This window comes from Xanthomonas sp. D-109 (assembly GCF_017746095.1).
In the GTDB taxonomy this organism is placed as follows: domain Bacteria; phylum Pseudomonadota; class Gammaproteobacteria; order Xanthomonadales; family Xanthomonadaceae; genus Xanthomonas_A; species Xanthomonas_A sacchari.
In genome coordinates, this window is sequence record NZ_JAGHWV010000014.1 from 218107 (window position 1) to 237759 (window position 19653).

Consider the following 19653-nt stretch of genomic DNA (forward strand, 5'->3'; position numbering starts at 1 on the left):
ACTACAAAAGATCACACCACGAACGCGACGCCCGCACCAGGAGCGACCGTGCACCCAGCCATTGCTGTTGCTGTTGCTGTTGCTGTTGCTGTTGCTGTTGCCGGTGATTTTGCTTTTGAACCTTCCCGCCTTAAAGCGAGCCGAGCACCGCAGCGGCGAGCGGCCGAAGAGGCGCCCTTGTTTGAGCGAAGCGAGTTTGGGCGCCGTGCCGCTCGCCGCGAGGAGCGCAGGGGACCGGTGCGGCCGTATCGCACCGGCTCGTGTCAGGCGGGAGCGGTTTTGGTGACTTTTGCCAAGACAAAAGTCACTCGCGCCCGTAGGCGCGAAAGCCTTTGCTCTTGCAGTTGCAGTTGCAGTTGCAGTTGCTCTTGCCGTTGCCGTTGCCGTTGCCGTTGCCGTTGCCGTTGCCGCAAGCATGGCAACGCCCCACCCCACCGCGTCAATCAAACAAGCCCCCCTGCCGCGGCGCCGGCGCCAGTTGCGCGCGCAGCCGCTGCGGATCGTCCAGCCGCTGCCGCGGATGATGGTCCAGCACACTGACGAACGGCAGCAGCTTCTTCAGCGGCACCCGCAACCGCGCCAGGTCCTCGACCCGCAGCCGCGCATGCCGGCGCGCCAGCAGCAGGCGCTCGACATTGCGCGTGCCCAGCCCGGGCACCCGCAGCAGCATCTCGCGCGCGGCGGTGTTGAGATCCACCGGAAACCGCTCGGGGTTGCGCAGCGCCCAGGCCAGCTTGGGGTCCACATCCAGATCGAGCATGCCGCTGGTGGTGGGCGGGGCGATCTCCTCCACCGAGAAATCGTAGAACCGCAGCAGCCAGTCGGCCTGGTACAGGCGGTGTTCGCGCTGCAGCGGCGGCGCCAGCAGCGGCAGCTTGGCCGAGGCGTCGGGAATCGGACTGAACGCGGAGTAGTAGACCCGGCGCAGGCGGTAGTTGCCGTAGAGATTGTGGCTGGTGTGCAGGATCGCGCGGTCGTCCGCGCCGTCGGCGCCGACGATCATCTGCGTGCTCTGCCCGGCCGGGGCGAAGCGCGGCGGCTTGGCGCGCACGCGGGCTTCGGCCTTGCGCGCCTCCTTGCTCTCCTCGATGCGCCAGCGCAACTCGCCCATCGCCGCGCGGATGCCGCCGACGTTCTTCTCCGGCGCCAGCTGCGCCAGGCCGCGCTCGGTCGGCAACTCCACGTTGATGCTGAGCCGGTCGGCGTAGCGGCCGGCGGCGGCCAGCAACTCCGGCGCCGCATCGGGAATGGTCTTGAGATGGATGTAGCCGGCGAAGCGGTGCTCCTCGCGCAACTGCCGCGCCACCTCCACCAGTTGCTCCATGGTGTAGTCGCTGTTGCGGATGATGCCGCTGGAAAGGAACAGCCCTTCGATGTAGTTGCGCTTGTAGAAATCCAGGGTCAGCTTGACCACTTCGGCCGGGGTGAAGCGCGCGCGGCGCACGTTGCTGGACACGCGGTTGACGCAGTACGCGCAGTCGAACACGCAGAAGTTGGTCAGCAGGATCTTCAGCAGCGACACGCAACGCCCATCGGGCGTGTACGAATGGCAGATGCCCATGCCCTCGGTGCTGCCGATGCCGCCGCTGCGCAGCGAATGGCGCTTGTCGGCGCCGCTGGAGGCGCAGGACGCGTCGTACTTGGCCGCGTCGGCGAGCACGGCGAGTTTCTCGAGGGTATTCACCGGCCGACGATGCCGGGTCCGCGTCTCAAACGGTGAGACGCGGATGCGCTGCGGCCTTCACCGCGATGAACCGCTCAGGCCGCCGCGCGCGCGGCGGCGCCGTCGAAGCGGTAGATGTCCATCGCCAGCAGGCCGGCGTCGATGCCGGCGTCGATGCGCTGTGCGCCCAGCCCGTCCGCCCCGGCCGCGCCCATCGCCACGTAGATCGGCAGCCAGTGCTCGTCGGTGGGATGCGCGCGCGCGGCGAACGGCGCCTGCCGGCGGTAGTCGAGCATCGCCGGCACGTCGTCGCGGCGCAACGCCTGCTCGGTCCATTCGATGAACGGACGCACGTAGGGCACTTCCTTGCCCTCGGCGTAGCGGCCCAAGTCGTGCAGGTTGTGGGTGATGCTGCCCGAGCCGATCACCAGCACGCCGTCCTCGCGCAGCGGCGCCAGCGCGCGGCCCAGGGCCAGGTGGTGTTCCGGCCCCAGTTCCGGCTGGATCGACAGCGGCACCACCGGGATGTCGGCCTGCGGGTACAGCAGCGACAGCGGCACCCACACGCCGTGGTCCAGGCCGCGGCGCTCGTCCAGCACCGGCGCCAGCCCGGCCTGCGCCAGCAGCTCGGCAACCTGGTGGGCCAGGGCCGGCGCGCCGGGCGCCGGGTACTGCATCGCGTACAGCGCCTGCGGGAAGCCGCCGAAATCGTGGATGGTCTGCGGCTGCGCGGCGGCACCGACCAGCGGCCGCCGGCCCAGCCAGTGCGCCGAGGCCAGCACGATGGCGCGCGGCCGCGGCAGCGTGGCCGCCAGTTCGGCCAGCCGCGTGCCGACCAGGCCGGGCTGCAGCGCGGTCATCGGCGAACCGTGCGAGATGTAAAGGGAAGGCAAACGCGCCATGGCAGGTCTCCACGCAGTGGGGGGCGGCACGGTGGCGCGCGCGGCCAGCGCCGGGCGTTCGTGCAGGCGACCAGGGTATTTCCGCCATCTGCGGGAATAAATTACCCTGCCGCCGACGATCCATTTCAGGAACCGAAACAATGGACACGCTGGAGGCGATGCGGGTCTTTGTCGCCGTGGTCGACCGCAACGGGTTCAACGCCGCCGCCGACGCGCTGGGCATGTCCACGGCCAGCGTCACCCGCCAGGTGGCGTGGCTGGAACAGCGCCTGGGCTCGCGCCTGCTCAATCGCACCACGCGCCGGGTCAGCCCGAGCAGCGTCGGCGCCGCCTATTACCAGCGCTGCCAGTTGCTGCTGGCCGAGTTCGACGACATGGAGGCCGCGGTCGGCGAACAGGCACTGACCCCGTCCGGCACGCTGCGGATCAACGCACCGTTCAGTTTCAGCGTCGCCCGGCTCGGGCCGCGCCTGGCCGGCTACAGCGCGCGCTACCCGCAGGTCGCCCTCGATCTGTCGCTGTCCGACCGCCTGGTGGATATCGTCGAGGAAGGCTACGACCTGGCGATCCGCATCACCCGGCAGGTGGCGCCGACCCTGATCGCGCGCAAGCTCGGCGAAGTGCAGGCGTTCCTGTGCGCGGCGCCGGCCTACCTGGCCCGCGCCGGCACGCCGCAACTGGCGGCCGACCTGGCCGGCCACCCCTTCCTCAGCTACAGCTATGTGCAGGACGACCTGACCCTGCACGGCCCCGACGGCGCGACCCAGGTGCGGGTGGCCGGCACCCTGCGCGCCAATTGCGGCGACGTGCTGCGCGAGGCGGCCATCGCCGGCATGGGCATCACCGTGCAGCCGGACTTCATGGCCGAGGCGGCGCTGGAGGACGGCCGCCTGGTGCGGGTGCTGCCCGACCACGAGATCGGACCGATCGGCGTGTACGCGGTGTACGCCAGCCGCAGCCACCTGGCGCCGAAGGTGCGCAGCTTCATCGACTACCTGGTCGAAGTGGGCATCGACCGCACGATGCGCTCCCCGGCCGAGAGCTGAACCGCGGCGCGCGGACCGGACACAACATCCCGCCGATGGCGCTGATCGGGGCGGCCGGGCATGCGCACAATGCCCGCGCTTTTCCCCCTCACCTTCAGGAGTCCGCGCATGAGCAAGATCGCGATCGTCTACTTCAGCGGCTACGGCCACACCGTCAAGCAGGCCGAAGCCGTGCACGCCGGCGCCGCCAGCGTCGGCGAAGCCACGCTGTACCGCATCGACCAGGACGGCAACCTGCCCGACGGCGCCTGGGAGGCCATCGGCCAGGCCGACGCCATCGTCTACGGCAGCCCGACCTACATGGGCGGCCCCGCCTGGCAGTTCAAGAAGTTCGCCGACGCCAGCTCCAAGCCGTGGTTCTCGCAGGCCTGGAAGGACAAGATCGCCGCCGGCTTCACCAACTCGGCCTCGGTCAACGGCGACAAGTTCGCCACCATCGAATATTTCTGGACCCTGGCCCAGCAGCACGGCCAGATCTGGGTCGGCACCGGCCTGCTGCCGTCCAACACCAAGGCGCACGGCCCGGACGACGTGAACTGGACTGCCGGCTCCGGCGGCGCGCTGGCGATCTCGCCGTCCGACGCCTCCCCGGACGAGGCGCCGCGCAGCGGCGACCTGGAGACCGCGCGCCTGCTCGGCAAGCGCGTGGCCGAGTTCGCGGCCAAGCTCAAGGGCTGAGGCCGATTGGTGCCGCCCGCAAAGGGCGGCACCCTGCACCGCGACGCAGCGGTGCTTGTGCAACGCACTGTTTCTTCGGCGCCCGGCCTTGCCGGTCGGGCGCTGCTCGACGCCGCACTCGCGGCCGCGGCGCCGCCGCCTGTTCCCTCTATTTCCACTTCACCCGCCGGCCTCGACCAGCGCCATCGCGCTACGCCGTGCCGCCCGCCGCATGCGCCGCGCGCAAGTGATCGATGAACACCCGCAGCTTCGGCGGCAAGTGTTCGCGCGCCGGGTAGTAGATGTGCCAGCCGGCGAACGGCGCATGCCAGTCGTCCAGCACCCGCTGCAACCGCCCGGCGGCGACATCGGCGGCCACCTGCCATTCGAACGCCTGGCCCAGGCCCAGCCCACGGCGCGCGGCGTCCAGGCCGACCGCGGTGTCGTTGACCACCAGCCGCCCGGCGACTTCGACCAGGAAATCGTGGCCGTCGCGGGTGAACTCCCAGGCCTGCAGGCGGCCGTCGGTGCGCCGCCAGCGGATGCAGTCGTGCGCGGCCAGTTCGGCCGGCGTCTGCGGCGTCCCATGCGCGGCGAAGTACGCTGGCGCGGCCACCACCGTCTGCCGCTGCGGCGGGCCCACCGGGACCGCGATCATGTCGCGCGCCAGGCTCTCGCCCAGGCGGATGCCGGCGTCGAAGCCGCCGGCGACGATATCGGCCAGGGTCCGGTCCGAATACAACTCGACGCTGACTTCCGGATAGCGCGCCAGGAACGCCGGCAGGTGCGGACACACCAGTTGCTCGGCGGCCACCAGCGGCAGATTGATGCGCAGCGTGCCGGCCGGGCGGTCGCGCAGGAAATCCAGGTCGGCGAAGGCCGCATCGATCTGCGCCAGGCCCGGCGCCACGCGCTGCAGGAAGCGCTCGCCGTGCTCGCTCAGGCCGACCCGGCGGGTGGTGCGGTTGAGCAGGCGCGCGCCGAGCTGCGCCTCCAGCGCGCGCAACGTCTGCGACAGCGCCGAGGGCGAGACGCCCAGTTCGGCGGCGGCGCGGGTGAAGCTGCCATGGTGGGCGACGCGGACGAAGGCGACGACGGCGGACAGCGGCGAGGGACGGTGCATGGCGGGCGGGCGGCAATGGAGGACGGACGCGGCAGGCGCCGGCCATTGTGTAGCACAACTTCAAAGCCCATGCGGATTACCCGGATTTATCCAGTGCGACGCGGCGCCTACAGTGCCCGCACCCCACCTGGAGACCACCGCGATGGCTCTCGACCATTACCGCCTGCTCGGCCGTTCCGGCCTGCGCGTCAGCCCGCTGTGCCTGGGCACCATGACCTTCGGCGCCGACTGGGGCTGGGGCGCGGACGAAGCCGAGGCGCGGCGCCTGTTCGACCTGTACGTCGATGCCGGCGGCAACTTCCTCGACACCGCCAACATCTACACCAACGGCAGCGCCGAGACCCTGCTCGGCCGCTTCGTCGCCGGCCGCCGCGACCGCCTGGTGATCGCCAGCAAGTTCGCGCTCAACCCCTTCCCCGGCGACCCCAACGGCGGCGGCAACCACCGCAAGGCGCTGCTGCGCTCGGTCGACGCCAGCCTGGCGCGGCTGGGCACCGATTACCTGGACCTGCTGTACCTGCATGCCTGGGACGGCACCACCGGCATCGACGAGGTGATGCGCGGCTTCGACGATCTGGTGCGTGCCGGCAAGATCCTCTACGCCGGCATCTCCGACACGCCCGCCTGGCAGGTGGCGCGCATGCAGACCCTGGCCGACCTGCGCGGCTGGACGCCATTCGTCGCCCTGCAGATCGAGTACTCGCTGGCGCAGCGCACGGTCGAGCGCGAACTGGTGCCGATGGCCGCGGCGCTGGGCATGTCGGTGCTGGCCTGGTCGCCGCTGGCGATAGGCGTGCTCACCGGCAAGTACGGCGCCGCCGATCTGGCGCGGGTACGCGCGGCCGCCTCGGGCGGCGCGCAGGTCGATGGCGTGGGCCGCGCCGAGGTCGCGCATTCGCAACTAACGTTCAACGAGCACGCGCTGGCGGTGGCCGAGGCGGTGGTGGCGCTGGCTGGCGAGCTGCAGCGCTCGCCGGCGCAGGTGGCGCTGGCTTGGCTGCTGGCGCGCGGGGCGATGCCGATCGTCGGCGCGCGCAGCGTGGCGCAACTGCAGGACAACCTGGGCGCACTGACCCTGCACCTGGATGCCGAAGCCCTGCAGCGGCTGGAGGCCGCCAGCGCGATCGAACTGGGCTTCCCGCACGACTTCCTGGCCTCGCCCAACCCGCAGGCGCTGCTGAGCGGCGGCACCCGCATCCAGCCGCGCTGAGCGCGGCCATCGTGTCCTTCGCGCACCGAGAACCGCGCATGCCTGCCACACAGAACGCGCCAGGCATGTCCTCACCCTGAGCGAACCGCCCTGCGGCCACGCTTTCCCTCCCCTCCCCCTCAGGAGCATCCTCCATGCAAACCCGCACCCTCGGCCGCAACGGCCCCCGCGTCTCCGCCCTCGGCCTCGGCTGCATGGGCATGAGCGCGTTCTACGGCGGCCGCAGCGACGACGCGGCCGCGATCGCGGTCATCCATGCGGCGATCGAGCACGGCGTCAGCCTCATCGACACCGCCGACATGTACGGCCCGCACACCAACGAAGTGCTGGTCGGCAAGGCGCTGGCCGGGCGCCGCGACCAGGTGGTACTGGCGACCAAGTTCGGCATCAAGCTCGACCCCGACGACCCGGCCGCACGCGGCATCGACGGCCGCCCGGAGTACGTGCAGTCGGCCTGCGAGGCCAGCCTGCGCCGGCTCGGCGTGGACCACATCGACCTGTACTACCAGCACCGGGTGGATCCGAACGTGCCGATCGAGGACACGGTCGGGGCGATGGCGCGGCTGGTGGAACAGGGCAAGGTGCGCTTCCTGGGCCTGTCCGAAGCGGCCGCCGCCACCATCCGCCGCGCCCACGCAGTGCACCCGATCACCGCGCTGCAGAGCGAGTACTCACTGTGGTCGCGCGATCCGGAACACGACGGCGTGCTGGAGACGGTGCGCGAGCTGGGCATCGGCTTCGTGCCGTACTCGCCGCTGGGCCGCGGCTTCCTGACCGGGGCGATCCGTTCGCCGGAGGACTTCGAGGCCGACGACTACCGGCGCCATTCGCCGCGCTTCCAGGGCGAGAACTTCGCCCGCAACCTGCAACTGGTGGAGCGCGTGCGCGAACTGGCCCAGGCCAAGGGCGTGACCCCCGGCCAACTGGCGCTGGCCTGGGTGCTGGCGCAGGGCGAGGACCTGGTGCCGATCCCCGGCACCAAGCGCCTGGCCTACCTGGAAGAGAACCTGGGCGCGCTGCAGGTGAAGCTGAGCGCCGAGGAGCTGGCGCAGATCGAGGCGATCTTCCCCGCCGATGCCGCCGCCGGCCATCGCTACCCCGCCGCCTCGCGCGGCGCGCTGCAGGGCTGAACCGCGCCCCCGGACGCGGCGCGGGTCGATTGCCCGCGCCGCGCCGGCCCCGCATGATGCGGGGGTGATCTCCTTCATCGTCCCCGCGCACGACGAAGCCGCCCTGATCGGCGACACGCTGGCGTCGCTGCATGTCGCCGCGCAGGCGCTGCGGCTGGACTGCGAGACCCTGGTGGTGGCCGATGCCTGCAGCGACGCCACCGCCGAGATCGCGCGCCGCCACGGCGCGCAGGTGCTTGAGGTGGAGTTGCGGCACATCGCCGCCGTGCGCAATGCCGGTGCCGCCGCCAGCCGTGGCCGCCATCTGCTGTTCGTCGATGCCGACACCCGGGTCAACACCCCGCTGCTGGCCGCGGCGCTGCGCGCATTGGTTACCGGCGCGGTCGGCGGCGGTGCGCAGGTGCGCCTGCTCGGCGACATCGCCTGGCACGAGCGCCTGGCGCAGACGCTGTTCGGCTGGCTGTTCCGCTGCACCGGCATCGCCCCCGGCTGCTTCCTGTTCTGCACGCGCAGCGCCTTCGTCGCGGCGGGCGGCTTCGACGAGCGCTACTACGCCGGCGAGGACGTGGCGCTGAGCCGCGCGCTGGCGCGGCAGGGACGCTTCGTGATCCTGCGCGAGCCGGTGCACACCTCCGACCGCAAGCTGCGCAGCTTCAGCAAGCGCGAGCATCTGGGCCTGCTGCTGCAGTTGCTGCGCCGCGGCCGCGGCATGCTGCGCTCGCGCGACGCGCTCGGCTTCTGGTACGGGCAGCGACGCGGGCGCTAGCGCGTCGCCCATTTCCGCACAAGTTGCGTCCGGTAGGCAAAGCGGTTGCACCCGACGCGGGCGACTTCCTACGCTCTGCAAATGCGCGAGAACAGCACCCTGGACATCAGAAACGCAGCGATGGCGGACCGGCAGGCGATCGTGGCGCTGATGGCGGCGCTGGACTATGCCGGAACCGAGGACTTCATCGAGGCCCGCCTGGCGCAGCTCCTGGCGCAGCTCCTGGCGCATCCGGACGCGGCCTTGCTGGTGGCCGCCGCAGGGGACGACGTCCTGGGTGTGTTGTCGCTGCACTTTCTGCCGCAGTTGGCATTGGCCGGCGACATCTGCCGCATCAGTTGTTTCTGCGTCGACGATCGCGCGCGCGGCGCCGGGGTGGGACAGCGCTTGCTGGCAGAGGGCGAGGCGCTGGCGCGGCAGCGCGGCTGCGACCGCCTGGAGGTGCACTGCCACAGCCGGCGGGAACGCGCGCACGCCTTCTATCGGCGGGAAGGCTTTGTCGAAGCGCCCACGTATTTCGCCAAGTCGCTGCGCGATTGAGCACTGTCTGAGGTCTCCAGCCGCAGACAGCGGCGCGATCTTCGCAAGGGCGGTTGCCGGCGCCGAGGCGCTGGCAGTACGCTGCGCGCCCCTTGTGCGAGCTTTACGGATGAGCATCCACACCAGCAGGCCCATCGCGCTGCGCATCCTCGGCACGGGCGAGTATCTGCCCGCGCAGCAGGTGCCGGCGGAGGCCTTCGACCGGCGCTGGGGCAAGCCCGCCGGCTGGACCCTGCGGCATACCGGGGTCGCCACGCGCCACTATGCGGGCGCCGACGAGCCGGCCACCTTCATGGGCGAACGCGCCGCGCGCGCGGCGCTGGACGCGGCGCAGTTGCAGGCGCACGAGATCGACTGCGTGATCAGCGCCTGCAGCCTGATGGAACAGGCGATCCCGTGCAGCGCGGCGCTGCTGCACGCGCGGCTGGGCCTGCAGGGCAGCGGCATTCCGGCCTTCGACATCAACGCCACCTGCCTGAGCTTCATCGCCGCGCTCGACCTGGCCGCCTGCGCGATCGCCGCCGGCCGCCATCGCCGCGTGCTGATCGTCGCCAGCGAGATCGCCAGCGTCGGCCTCAACCCGGACGATGCGGACACCGCGCCGCTGTTCGGCGACGGTGCCGCCGCGGTGGTGCTCGGCGCCGACGACGGCGCCAGCGGTTCGCAATTGCTGACCGCGCGCCTGGAAACCTATTCCGAAGGCATCGACCACTGCCGCGTGCGCGCCGGCGGCACCCGCCTGCGCCTGGATCACGGCGTCGACGCGCTGCGCGCCGGCTCGCAGTTCGAAATGAACGGGCGCGCCACCTACCGGCTGGCCGCGGCGAAGCTGCCAGGTTTCCTGCAGCGGCTGCTGGCGCAGGCCGGGGTCGAGCTGGCGCAGCTGCGGCGGATCGTGCCGCACCAGGCCAGCGCCAAGGCGCTGCGCCACCTGCGCGTGGCGCTGGGGCTGACGCCGGACGCGCTGATCGAGGTGATCGGCCACCGCGGCAACCAGATGGCCGCGTCGATTCCCGGCGCGCTGCACCAGGCGATCGCCAGCGGCCGCATCGTCCGTGGCGACCTGATCGGCCTGGTCGGCTCCGGCGCCGGGCTGGCGTTCGGTGGCGCGGTGTTGCGCTACTGACATGGCCCGCGTCCTGGTCACCGGCGCGTCCGGCTTCATCGGCGCCTACATCGTGCGCGCCCTGGCCGAGGCCGGCGTGCCGGTGCGTGCCAGCGGCCGCGACGCCGCCAAGCTGGCGGCCTTCGCCGGCGATTCGCGCATCGAGGTGCAGCGCGCCGACCTGTGCCGCGACGACCTGACACCGTTGCTGCACGGCTGCGATGCGGTGATCCACTGCGCGGCGCTGTCGGCACCGTGGGCCAGCGCCGAGACCTTCCGCCTGGCCAACGTGGTCGCCACCGAGCGTTTGCTGGATGCCGCGCTGGCCGCACGCGTGCGCCGCTTCGTGCATTTCAGTTCGCCGAGCATCTACTTTCGTTTCGCCGACCAATACCAGGTCCGCGAAGAATTCACCCCGCCGGCGCGCTGGATCGGCGGCTACCCGCAGACCAAGTGGGAAGCCGAGGAGAAGGTGCGCGCGGCGGCGGCGGCCGGGCTGCCGGCGGTGGTGCTGCGTCCGCGCGCGGTGTTCGGCCAGGGCGACAACGCGATCGTGCCGCGCTTGCTGGCGGTGGCGCAGCGCGGCTGGTTCCCGCTGGTCCACGGCGGCCGCGCGATGATCGACGTGTGCTGCGTGGAGAACGCAGTGGCTGCGGCGCTGGCCGCGCTGCGCGCCGAGCACATCGGCGACGGCCGCGCCTACAACATCAGCAACGGCGTGCCGATCGCGGTGCGCGAGCTGCTGACCGAGTTGTTCGCGGTGCTGCGCCTGCGCGTGCGGCTGCTGCCGGTGCCGCGCGGGCCGGCGCTGGCGCTGGCCACGCTCGGCGAGCAGATCGCGCTGCGCCGACGCGGGCAGCCGGAGCCGCGGCTCAGCCGCTACGGCATCGGCGTGCTCGGCTATTCGCAGACACTGGACATCGGCCGCGCGCGCCGCGAGCTCGGCTACGTGCCGGTGCTGTCGACCGAGGCCGGGCTGGCCGCGCTGGGGCGGCCATGAGCGCGCCCAGGCTGCAGTGGCGGCTGTACGAAGCCGGCCACTGCACGCATCCGGAGCGCGCCACGCGCCGCGGCGCGCCGCTGGCGCCGTGTCCGTTTCCGGCGCTGGCAGCATTGCTGCAGCATCCGCAGCACGGCGACCTGCTGTTCGACACCGGCTATTCGCCGCACTTCTTCGACGCCACCGCGCGCTTCCCCGAGCGCCTGTACCGCTGGCTGACCCCGGTGCACCTCGCGCCCGGGCAATCGCTGCGCGAGCAACTCGCCCGCGACGGCGTGGATGCGGACCGCATCGGCTGGATCGTGCTGTCGCATTTCCATGGCGACCACGTCGGCGGCGTCGCCGATTTCCCGCACGCGCGCCTGGCCTGCGCACAGCAGGCCTGGGACGATCTGCAGCGCCGCGGCCGGCTGACCGCGCTGCGCGAAGGCTTCCTGCCGGCGCTGCTGCACGGCGCGCGTCCGCGCATGCACTGGATCGAGGCGCTGCCCGCGGCCACGACACCCGCCGCGCTGCGCGACTTCGGCACGCCACGCGATCTGTTCGGCGATGCCAGCGTGCTGCTGGTGCCGCTGCCCGGACATGCGCCCGGCCATTACGGGCTGTGGTTCGAGGACGCGCACGGCCCGGTGTTCCTGATCGCCGATGCGGCCTGGTCCAGCGCCGCGCTCGCCGACGGCACGCCACCGCCGGCGCTGGTCACCCATCTGCTCGGCGAGCATCGCGTGTACCGCGACACGCTGGCGCGGCTGCATGCGCTGCGCCAGGCCGCGCCGCAGGTGCGCCTGGTGCCCTCGCACTGCCGGCAATGGCGGCCAGCGCCGGCGGAGCACACGCATGACTGAGGCACCCGGCGTGCTGATCACCGGCGCGCGCGCGCCGGTCGCCCTGGATCTGGCGCGCCGTTTCGCCGCGCAGGGCTGGCGGGTGCACCTGGCCGACAGCGTCGCCAGCCGCATCTCCGGCTGGTCGCGCGCGGTCGCCGGGCATCATCGCATCGCACCTGCACGCGATGCGCCGCGCGCGTGGCTGGCCGATCTCAACGCCCTGCTCGCCCGCCAGCGCATCGACGTGCTGGTGCCGACCTGCGAGGAAGTGTTCTACCTGGCCCGCTATCGCAGTGCGCTGCCGGCGCAGTTGCAGCTACCGTTGCACGACTTCGCCACGCTGCGCACGCTGCACAGCAAGTATCACTTCATGGAACTGGCGCGTGGGCTCGGCAGCGATGTGGAGGTGCCCGCCAGCGTGCGCGTGCGCAGCCTGGCGCAGGCACGCGAGTGGGCCGGTTCCGAACCGCTGGTGCTCAAACCGGAGTTCTCGCGCTTCGGCGTGCATGTGCGGCTGTACCCGCAAGGCGTGCCCACCGATGCCACGCCGCTGCCCGCGCAGGGCGACTGGGTCGCACAGCGCTACTGTGAGGGCCAGGAGCGCTGCTCGTATGCGCTGGCGCGCGACGGCGTGTTGCTGGCGCACGCCGTGTACCGCCCGCGCTATCGGCTGCGGCGCAGTTCCAGCTATTACTTCGACGCAGCGCCGGATCCGCAGATCGAGCGCTTCACCGCGCAGTTGGTGCGGGCGCTGCGCTTCACCGGGCAGATCTCCTTCGACTGGATGGTGTCTTCGGAAGGGCGCTGCAGCGTGATCGAATGCAATCCGCGCGCGACCAGCGGCCTGCACCTGTTCGCCGCGACCGATCCGCTGGTGGCCTTGCTGTGCGGCGACGCGCGCGCGGCGCCGTCGCCGTTGCGCCCGGCCGACGACCGCGCAGCGATGCTGGGCATGCTGATGCTCGGCGCGGCCTTGCCGGCGGCGCTGGGCCAGGGCCGGCTGCGACAGTGGCGCCACGACTACGCACGCGCCGAGGACGTGCTGGCGCCGCGCGGCGACCGCTGGCCGCTGGTCGGCACGCTGTGCGACCTGGGCAGCCATGCGCGCCTGGCGCTGGCACGACGCTGCAGCGTGCGCGAAGCCGCCACCCGCGATACCGAGTGGGACGGCGAGGCATTGCCCCCGCCATGAGCCATGGCGACGCCGCCGCGGACTACGCCGCGCAGCTGCAACGCTTCGCCGCGCTGCATGCCGGCGGCGACGCGCAGCAGTTGGCCGACAACGCACATGCGCGCATCGAGGTCTTGCAGGCCGGCGACCTGGCGCTGCCGGTGACGGTCGGCGAACGCCACCCTGGCAACGCCTGGGTCTGCTCGCCGCGCACTACCTACGCCGACTACGCCGCCGAGGAAGCCGCACGGCTGCTGCCCGGCGCGCTGGCCGCGCCGGTGCGCGGGCTGTGCGGCGGCATCGGCGCCTGGCTGGACTGGGCACGGATCGACCGCGCGGTCACCCTCAACAACTGGTTGCTGTCCACCAACCTGTACCCACCGCTGCCGCCGACCGGGCTGCGCACGCTGCTGGACGCCGCACGCACGCGCTGGCCCGACCACGCGCTGTGGTTTCGCTCGCTCAACACGGTGGACACGCCGCAGTGGCTGCACGCGCTGCAGGCCGAAGGCTTCACCCTGATCGGCAGCCGCCAGGTGTACCTGTACGAAGACTGGCCGCGACTGCTGCGCCATCGCGACCTGGCCCGCGATCTCAAGCTGGTGGATCGTCGCGACCTGCAGCGCTGCGGCAACGACGCCATCGGCGAGGCCGACTACCCGCGCATCGCCGCGCTGTATGCGCAGCTGTATCTTGAAAAATATTCGCGCTGCAATCCGGCCTACCACGCCGGCTTCCTGCGCGCCTGGCACCGCGCCGGGTTGCTGCGCTTCGACGGCTTCCGCGATGGCGACGGACAGTTGGTGTGCATCACCGGGCTGTTCGGTATCGGCGGCACCGTCACTGCGCCGATCGTCGGCTACGACCTGCAGTTGCCGCAGCGGCTGGCGTTGTACCGCACCCTCACCGCCTGCGGCATCGACCATGCGCGCCGGTACGGCCAGCGCCTCAACCAGAGCGCCGGCGCAGCCAGCTTCAAGCGCCAGCGCGGCGGCGTGCCGGTCATCGAGTACAGCGCGGTCGATGCGCGGCACCTGCCGTTGCGACGGCGCCAGCCGATCGCCGCGCTCGGCACGCTGACCCGGCGCATCGGCGTGCCGCTGATGCGCCACTATCGGCTCTGACTGGGGTCCGCACCCCGCGTTTTGCACTCCGTAACCGTTTTCAGCACGAACTCGGCGCGCCTTGCCGAATTCCAGGCACACACGCTGCCTTATACTTTGCCGCACCTGCAACACCCCATCGCCGCTGCGGCCCGGAACATCTGTGGAATGGATTGCGCATCTGGCCCATGCCGGCACCCTGCTGATCGTCAACGCATTGCTCGCGGCAGTGTCCTCGGCGATGTTCCTGGCCCTGTACGTCACCGGCCGCAAGGAACGGCACGCACGCAGCCTGTTGCTGCTGGCGCTGAGCTACGGCGTGTTCGCCCTGGGCTTCGGCATCCTGATGGCGCCGGCCTGGAACGTCACCAACTTCTGGGTCAACCACACCGGCAACGTCATCCTGGACGTGGCCACCATGCTGACCTTGGTGGCGGTGAACGCCTATCTGCGGCGTCCGCTGATGCAATGGACGCTGCTGCTGCCGGTCGCGCTGTTGTGCACGCTGGAACTCTACAGCCTGTACTACGCCAACCACGATCACCGGATCATGGTGATCTTCGGCGGCATGGTGCGCGGCCTGCTGACCGCCGCCACGGCCGTTGCGCTGTGGCGCTATGCCGACGGCGTGGTGCGTTCGGCGGCACGCTTCACCGCCGTCTGCCATTTCCTGTGGGCGGGCATGGTGGGACTGCGGATCGCCTGGTGGGCGCTGCATCCCGATGCCGATACCAGCTACGACCCGACCACCAACTTCGGCCTGCTCTCGCGCATCGTGCTGACCGCCAGCATCACCCCCGGCTTCCTGTGGATGCTGACCCGCGAAATGAACGCGGAACTGCGGCGGCACGCCTCGCAGGATCCGCTGACCGGGGTGACCAACCGCCGGGTGATGTGGGAGCGTGGCGAGGCCGCGACCCAGGATGCCGCGCGCAGGCAGGCGTCGATCGCGGTGCTGATGATCGACGTGGACCATTTCAAGGCGATCAACGACCGCTTCGGCCATGCGATCGGCGACCAGGTGCTGGTCGCCATCGCGCAGACGCTGGCGCAACACATCCACACCCCCAACCTGCTCGCGCGCATCGGCGGCGAGGAGTTCATGGTGCTGATGCCGCATGGCGACGAGGCGGGGATGCGCGACCTCGCCGAGCGCCTGCGGCGGCACATCGAGCAACAGCAGATCGACGTCGCCGCCGACACCTCGCTGGCATGCACGGTCAGCATCGGCTATTGCCTGTCGCCGCGCGCGCAAGCGCCGTGGCAGACCCTGGTGCTGGTGGCCGACCAGGCGCTGTACGCGGCCAAGCGCGCCGGCCGCAACCGCATCGCCGGCACCACCGTCGCATGAGCGCCCCGGGCGGGCGGCACGCCCTGCGCACCATGCCGCCGGCATGAGCGCCTGGCATCCATCGCTGTACCGACACTGGTTCGCCGTCGCACCCGCCGCGGCGTTGCGGCGGCAGCCGCTGGCGGTGACGGTGATGGACCGGCATGCGGCGATCGCGCGTTGCGCCGACGGCGGCCTGCTCGCGCTGGAAGACCGCTGTCCGCACCGGCACGCGCCGTTGTCGGCCGGCTGCGCTGCCGGCGACGGGCTGTCCTGCCCGTATCACGGCTGGCGCTTCGACCGCAGCGGCGCGCTGCGCGAGATTCCCGGCCTGCCGCCCGGGCAGACGCCGCCGGCCGTGCGGGTCCGCGCCTTCGCCGCACTCGAGCACGACGGCCTGATCTGGCTGCGCCCCGATCCCGAAGGCGCGGATGCGCCGTCGCAGCTGGTGCAGGCGCTGCAGCCGTCGGCGCGGCGCTTCCTGTGGCGCACCCGCTGGGACGCACACGTGGTCGATGCGCTGGAGAACTTCCTCGACCCGCTGCACACCCATCTGCTGCATCCGGGGCTGGTGCGGCGCGGCGGCGCGCGCACCGCGATGCGCGCCGAACTGCGCCACACCGAGGAAGGCTTCCACGTGGACTACCGCGGCGCCGCGGCGCAGAGCGGCTGGCTGTACCGCTTGTTCGAATCGCCGCGCACGCTGGAACGCGCGCATTTCGCCGCCCCCGGCAGCGCGCAGATCGAGTACCGCTACGCGCGCGGCGGCCGTGTGCGGATCAGCCTGCACTTCACCCCGCTCGACGTGCGCAGCACCGCGGTCTTCGCCAGCCTGCACGTGGAGGGGCGCTGGGCGCCGGCGTGGGCGGTGCGCCTGCTGGTGTGGCCGCTGCTGCGCCGGGTCGGCGAGCAGGACCGGCGCATGCTCGCATTGCAGTCGCGCAACCTGCAGCGCTATCCCGGCACACGCGGCGCCTCCACCGCGCTGGACCTGGTGCGCGAACCGCTGCGCCGCTACTGGGACGGCGAGCCGCTGCCGGCACCGGGCAGCGGCCACGACGTGGAGATCATGCTGTGACTGCGCCGAGCCGCTGCAGCACCGTCGCCAATGGGGCCGGACGCCCGAGCAGATAGCCCTGCACGCCGCCGCAGCCGTGCGCGCGCAGCCAGCGCAACTGCGCCTCGGTTTCCACGCCTTCGGCGACCACGTCCAGCCCCAGGCAATGGCCCAGGGTCAGCAGCGCCTGGCAGATCGAGGCGTTGCGCGGATCGCGGTCGACCTCGGCGACGAAGCTGCGGTCGATCTTGAGTGTGTCCAGCGGCAGGTCGCGCAGATACGCCATGCTGGAGAAGCCGGTGCCGACATCGTCCAGGGCCACGCGCACGCCCAGCGCACGCAGTTGCTGCAGCACGTCGCCGGCCTGCTGCGGCTGCCGCATCAGGCTGCTTTCGGTCAATTCCAACTGCAGGCCGTCGGCGGCCAGCCCGGCCTCGGCGCACGCCTGCACCAGGTCGGCGACCAGATCGCCATCGAAGAACTGCAGCGCCGACACGTTCACCGCCACCGGCAGGTTCGGCCAACCGTGGTCGGCCAGTTCGCGGCGCGCACGCGCTGCGGCGCGCATCACCCAGCGTCCCAGCGGCAGGATCAGTCCGGTGTCCTCGCACAACTGGATGAAGGTGTCCGGCGCGATGAAGCCGCCATCGGCCTGCGGCCAGCGGATCAGCGCTTCCAGTTCGCGCGGCGCGCCGCTGACCGCGTCCATGATCGGCTGGAAATGCAGCTCGAATTCCTGCCGCTCGATCGCCTGCTGCAGGCGCCCGGCCAGGCGCAGGCGTTCGCCGGTACGCGCGGCCATGGCGCGATCGAAGCGCACCAGGCTGCGACCCTCGGCCTGTGCCGCATGCGCGGCCTGCGCGGCGCTGCCGATGGCCTCGTCGGCATCGGCGGCATCGTCCGGGCACAGCGCCACGCCGATGTGCGCCTGCAGTTGCTGGGCGAACTCTCCGCCCTGCACCGGGGTATGCAACGCCTCCTGCAGCGCCTGCAAGGCCTGCGGCAGGGACTGCGGGTCGAGGATCGCCAGCACGAAGTCCTGCGCCGGCTGGTGCGCGCTCAGGCCGAAGCGCTCGCCGAGCGTGCGGATGCGCCCGGCCACCGTGCTGCGGACTGCATCGCCGGCGGCGCGGCCAAGGGTGTCGCCGATCAGGGCCAGGCCGCGCACCTGCACGTAGGCGATGGCGTAGCCGCCGCGCTGCGCGCGCAGCGCCTCGGCCAGCGCATGCGGCTTGAGCAGACCGGTACTGAAGTCGTGGCGCGCGAGATAGGCCAGTTCGCGCTCGTGGGCCAGGCGTTCGCTGACATCCTCGGCCAGGATCAGCCGTGCCGGCACGCCGCCGAACTCCAGGTCGACGCTGTGGATGCACACCGACAGCAGGCTGCCGTCCTTGCGCCGGTGGGTCCACACGCTCGGCGCGTCGAAGCCGTCGCGCGGCTTGCGCACGTCCCGCAGCAAGCGCTCGGCGTCCTCCGCCGGGCGCAGGCCAAGCAGGTCCATCGCCAGGAATTCCTCGCGGCTGTAGCCGTACTGGCGCACCGCGGCCTGGTTCACTTCCAGGAAGCGCAGGCTGTCGACGGCGAACACCCAGTACGGCAGCGGATTGCGGTCGAACACCAGGCGGAACTGCCGCTCGGCATCGAGCAGGCGCGCCTGCGCCGCCACCCGGTCGCTGACGTCCTGCACCGCGCCGGTCATGCACATGCCTTCGCGGGTGCGCACCAAGGCACCACGCGCGGCCAGCCAGCGCAGGCGGCCGTCGGGCAGATGCATGCGATAGACGGTGTTGTACTCCGCACGCCCCTGCGCGGCGTCCTCGTACAACTGCTCCACCCGCGCGCGATCCTCGACGTGGAGCCGTTCCAGGAACGCCTCGATGGGCATCTGCATGCGTTGCAGGCCGAACATCGCCCCGGTCGGCTCGGACAGGCGCAGCACGCGCTGCGCGATGTCGATGCGCCAGGTGCCGATGCCGCCCATGCCATGCGCCAGGCGCAGATCCTCGTCGCCGCGGCGCAAGCGCTGCAGCAGGTGGTGCTGGCGTCGCTCGGCGCGGCGCAGGCTGCCGAGCAGGTAGGCCAGGCCGAGCAGGTACAGCGCATAGACAAGCGCCGCCGCCGCAACGAACCACCACCAGCCCGCCAGCGTCTCGCGCAGCCCCACGCCGGCCACCGCCAGCAACGGATAGGCGCCGCCGCCGCTTATCGCGAGAATCCGCGGTGTTCCATCGAAGACGTCGCGGCGCACGCCGAGCGCGCCACCGTGCGGCATCGGCTGCGCCAGCGCCTGCGGCAGGCGCGGCTGGCCTGCAAGCGAGCGGCTCGCGGCCAGCAGCACACCCTGCGCGTCGGTCAACGCGACGATGCCCTCGCGCCCGCTGTCGGTGCCCTGCACGATGCGCTGCAGCGCAGCCACCCGCCATTGCGCCTCCACCCAGCCGTCGGTGCCCCAGGGTACGGCGATACGCACCACGGCCTCGCCATCGGCCAGGCGCAGCGGCGGACTCACGCAGACCCGGCCACCGCAGCGCGCACGCTGCATCCATGCGCGCAGTTGCGCATCGCCGGCGCCACTGAAGCGCCGTTGCCCGTTCGCCTCCAGCAAGGCCACGTCGCGCAGTTCCGGATGCCGCGCCAGCAGGCCGTGCAGCGAGGCGTCGATCAGGTCGGGGGCGCGTGCCGGCGTCTCCGCGAGCAGCGCCTGTGCGCCCAGCCCCTCGCCATGCAGCGCCTGGCCGAGATTGTCCAGTTGCAACTGCAGCAGGCGGTCGGTGCCGGTGGCCAACGCCAGGCTCTGCCGCTGCGCCGCAGCCAGGCGGTGATGGCGGTCCTGCGCCAGCACCAGCACGAGGCCGGCGGCCAGCAGCACCGCCAGCACCAGCCCCCAGGTCGCGATCGCCCGCAGCGGCGCGCGCGTGACGCGCCGCAGGCTGTGCCGAAAGCGACGGTCGCGCTTCCTGTCGGCGAGCGGGTTCGGCGGCATCGAAAAGTGAGGACTGGCGTAGGTGCTGGTTACAGCGGCC

17 protein-coding genes are annotated in these 19653 nt (G+C 71.7%); 13 read left to right on the top strand and 4 right to left on the bottom strand.

Annotation, left to right across the window (positions count from 1 at the left end):
• Nucleotides 1–439 precede the first annotated feature (439 nt).
• The gene (locus J7357_RS15390) at nucleotides 440–1684 is read right to left on the bottom strand and encodes a putative DNA modification/repair radical SAM protein (RefSeq protein WP_209247766.1); all 1245 of its coding nucleotides are present in this window, start codon (nucleotides 1682–1684) and stop codon (nucleotides 440–442) included.
• A 74-nt stretch (nucleotides 1685–1758) separates the two neighbouring features.
• A complete protein-coding gene (locus J7357_RS15395; protein WP_010343647.1) occupies nucleotides 1759–2565 on the bottom strand; it encodes a class III extradiol ring-cleavage dioxygenase in 807 nt (268 codons plus the stop codon).
• Nucleotides 2566–2705: 140 nt separating this feature from the next.
• Between J7357_RS15395 and J7357_RS15400 the strand changes: the two genes are divergently transcribed.
• Together J7357_RS15400 and J7357_RS15405 are read left to right on the top strand one after the other, a co-directional pair.
• Nucleotides 2706–3611, top strand: coding sequence for a LysR family transcriptional regulator (locus J7357_RS15400; protein ID WP_209247768.1), 906 nt, complete (start codon nucleotides 2706–2708; stop codon nucleotides 3609–3611).
• 108 nt (nucleotides 3612–3719) lie between these two features.
• Complete coding sequence (locus J7357_RS15405) at nucleotides 3720–4289, top strand: flavodoxin family protein (protein WP_152235744.1); 570 nt, start codon at nucleotides 3720–3722, stop codon at nucleotides 4287–4289.
• Between the two features lie 190 nt (nucleotides 4290–4479).
• Here the strand turns inward: J7357_RS15405 and J7357_RS15410 are convergent, their stop codons facing one another.
• On the bottom strand, nucleotides 4480–5391 hold the full coding sequence (locus J7357_RS15410) for a LysR family transcriptional regulator (protein WP_209247770.1): 912 nt from the start codon (nucleotides 5389–5391) through the stop codon (nucleotides 4480–4482).
• A 142-nt stretch (nucleotides 5392–5533) separates the two neighbouring features.
• Between J7357_RS15410 and J7357_RS15415 the strand changes: the two genes are divergently transcribed.
• The 11 genes from J7357_RS15415 to J7357_RS15465 all read left to right on the top strand — a co-directional run bounded on the left by J7357_RS15415 (nucleotide 5534) and on the right by J7357_RS15465 (nucleotide 16651).
• The gene (locus J7357_RS15415; RefSeq protein WP_209247772.1) at nucleotides 5534–6601 is read left to right on the top strand and encodes an aldo/keto reductase; all 1068 of its coding nucleotides are present in this window, start codon (nucleotides 5534–5536) and stop codon (nucleotides 6599–6601) included.
• A 134-nt stretch (nucleotides 6602–6735) separates the two neighbouring features.
• Nucleotides 6736–7731 (top strand): aldo/keto reductase, encoded by a 996-nt coding sequence (locus J7357_RS15420; RefSeq protein WP_209247774.1) that lies wholly within the window; start codon nucleotides 6736–6738, stop codon nucleotides 7729–7731.
• A gap of 64 nt (nucleotides 7732–7795) precedes the next feature.
• Complete coding sequence (locus tag J7357_RS15425) at nucleotides 7796–8497, top strand: glycosyltransferase (protein ID WP_209247776.1); 702 nt, start codon at nucleotides 7796–7798, stop codon at nucleotides 8495–8497.
• A gap of 81 nt (nucleotides 8498–8578) precedes the next feature.
• Nucleotides 8579–9037, top strand: a complete 459-nt coding sequence (locus tag J7357_RS15430; RefSeq protein ID WP_209247778.1) for a GNAT family N-acetyltransferase — start codon at nucleotides 8579–8581, stop codon at nucleotides 9035–9037.
• 109 nt (nucleotides 9038–9146) lie between these two features.
• Nucleotides 9147–10163: a 3-oxoacyl-[acyl-carrier-protein] synthase III C-terminal domain-containing protein gene (locus tag J7357_RS15435; protein WP_209247780.1), complete on the top strand. Its 1017-nt coding sequence runs from the start codon at nucleotides 9147–9149 to the stop codon at nucleotides 10161–10163.
• Between the two features lies 1 nt (nucleotide 10164).
• A complete protein-coding gene (locus J7357_RS15440; RefSeq protein WP_209247783.1) occupies nucleotides 10165–11142 on the top strand; it encodes an NAD-dependent epimerase/dehydratase family protein in 978 nt (325 codons plus the stop codon).
• Entirely contained in the window at nucleotides 11139–11987 is an 849-nt protein-coding gene (locus J7357_RS15445; RefSeq protein ID WP_209247786.1) for an MBL fold metallo-hydrolase, read from the top strand. Before J7357_RS15440 ends, J7357_RS15445 begins: the two co-directional genes overlap by 4 nt.
• Nucleotides 11980–13161 carry an ATP-grasp domain-containing protein gene (locus J7357_RS15450; RefSeq protein ID WP_209247788.1) on the top strand — a complete coding sequence of 394 codons (1182 nt, stop codon included), beginning with the start codon at nucleotides 11980–11982 and terminating at the stop codon, nucleotides 13159–13161. The genes J7357_RS15445 and J7357_RS15450 overlap by 8 nt, the downstream gene beginning before the upstream one ends.
• Complete coding sequence (locus tag J7357_RS15455) at nucleotides 13158–14264, top strand: hypothetical protein (protein WP_209247790.1); 1107 nt, start codon at nucleotides 13158–13160, stop codon at nucleotides 14262–14264. The genes J7357_RS15450 and J7357_RS15455 overlap by 4 nt, the downstream gene beginning before the upstream one ends.
• A gap of 142 nt (nucleotides 14265–14406) precedes the next feature.
• Complete coding sequence (locus J7357_RS15460) at nucleotides 14407–15594, top strand: GGDEF domain-containing protein (RefSeq protein WP_209247792.1); 1188 nt, start codon at nucleotides 14407–14409, stop codon at nucleotides 15592–15594.
• A gap of 43 nt (nucleotides 15595–15637) precedes the next feature.
• Nucleotides 15638–16651: a Rieske 2Fe-2S domain-containing protein gene (locus tag J7357_RS15465; RefSeq protein WP_209247794.1), complete on the top strand. Its 1014-nt coding sequence runs from the start codon at nucleotides 15638–15640 to the stop codon at nucleotides 16649–16651.
• Here J7357_RS15465 and J7357_RS15470 read toward each other — a convergent pair.
• Nucleotides 16641–19613 (bottom strand): EAL domain-containing protein, encoded by a 2973-nt coding sequence (locus J7357_RS15470; RefSeq protein WP_244667556.1) that lies wholly within the window; start codon nucleotides 19611–19613, stop codon nucleotides 16641–16643. The two genes, J7357_RS15465 and J7357_RS15470, sit on opposite strands and share 11 nt — an antisense overlap.
• Nucleotides 19614–19653: the final 40 nt, after the last annotated feature.

Excerpts from the sequence above, each read along its gene's own strand:
- J7357_RS15445 (WP_209247786.1), top strand. The coding sequence starts at position 11,139 with ATGAGCGCGCCCAGGCTGCAGTGGCGGCTGTACGAAGCCGGCCACTGC.
- J7357_RS15470 (WP_244667556.1), bottom strand. The coding sequence starts at position 19,613 with ATGCCGCCGAACCCGCTCGCCGACAGGAAGCGCGACCGTCGCTTTCGG.
- J7357_RS15465 (WP_209247794.1), top strand. The coding sequence starts at position 15,638 with ATGAGCGCCTGGCATCCATCGCTGTACCGACACTGGTTCGCCGTCGCA.
- J7357_RS15430 (WP_209247778.1), top strand. The coding sequence starts at position 8,579 with ATGCGCGAGAACAGCACCCTGGACATCAGAAACGCAGCGATGGCGGAC.
- J7357_RS15395 (WP_010343647.1), bottom strand. The coding sequence starts at position 2,565 with ATGGCGCGTTTGCCTTCCCTTTACATCTCGCACGGTTCGCCGATGACC.
- J7357_RS15455 (WP_209247790.1), top strand. The coding sequence starts at position 13,158 with ATGAGCCATGGCGACGCCGCCGCGGACTACGCCGCGCAGCTGCAACGC.
- J7357_RS15405 (WP_152235744.1), top strand. The coding sequence starts at position 3,720 with ATGAGCAAGATCGCGATCGTCTACTTCAGCGGCTACGGCCACACCGTC.
- J7357_RS15440 (WP_209247783.1), top strand. The coding sequence starts at position 10,165 with ATGGCCCGCGTCCTGGTCACCGGCGCGTCCGGCTTCATCGGCGCCTAC.
- J7357_RS15415 (WP_209247772.1), top strand. The coding sequence starts at position 5,534 with ATGGCTCTCGACCATTACCGCCTGCTCGGCCGTTCCGGCCTGCGCGTC.
- J7357_RS15410 (WP_209247770.1), bottom strand. The coding sequence starts at position 5,391 with ATGCACCGTCCCTCGCCGCTGTCCGCCGTCGTCGCCTTCGTCCGCGTC.
- J7357_RS15435 (WP_209247780.1), top strand. The coding sequence starts at position 9,147 with ATGAGCATCCACACCAGCAGGCCCATCGCGCTGCGCATCCTCGGCACG.
- J7357_RS15400 (WP_209247768.1), top strand. The coding sequence starts at position 2,706 with ATGGACACGCTGGAGGCGATGCGGGTCTTTGTCGCCGTGGTCGACCGC.
- J7357_RS15450 (WP_209247788.1), top strand. The coding sequence starts at position 11,980 with ATGACTGAGGCACCCGGCGTGCTGATCACCGGCGCGCGCGCGCCGGTC.
- J7357_RS15420 (WP_209247774.1), top strand. The coding sequence starts at position 6,736 with ATGCAAACCCGCACCCTCGGCCGCAACGGCCCCCGCGTCTCCGCCCTC.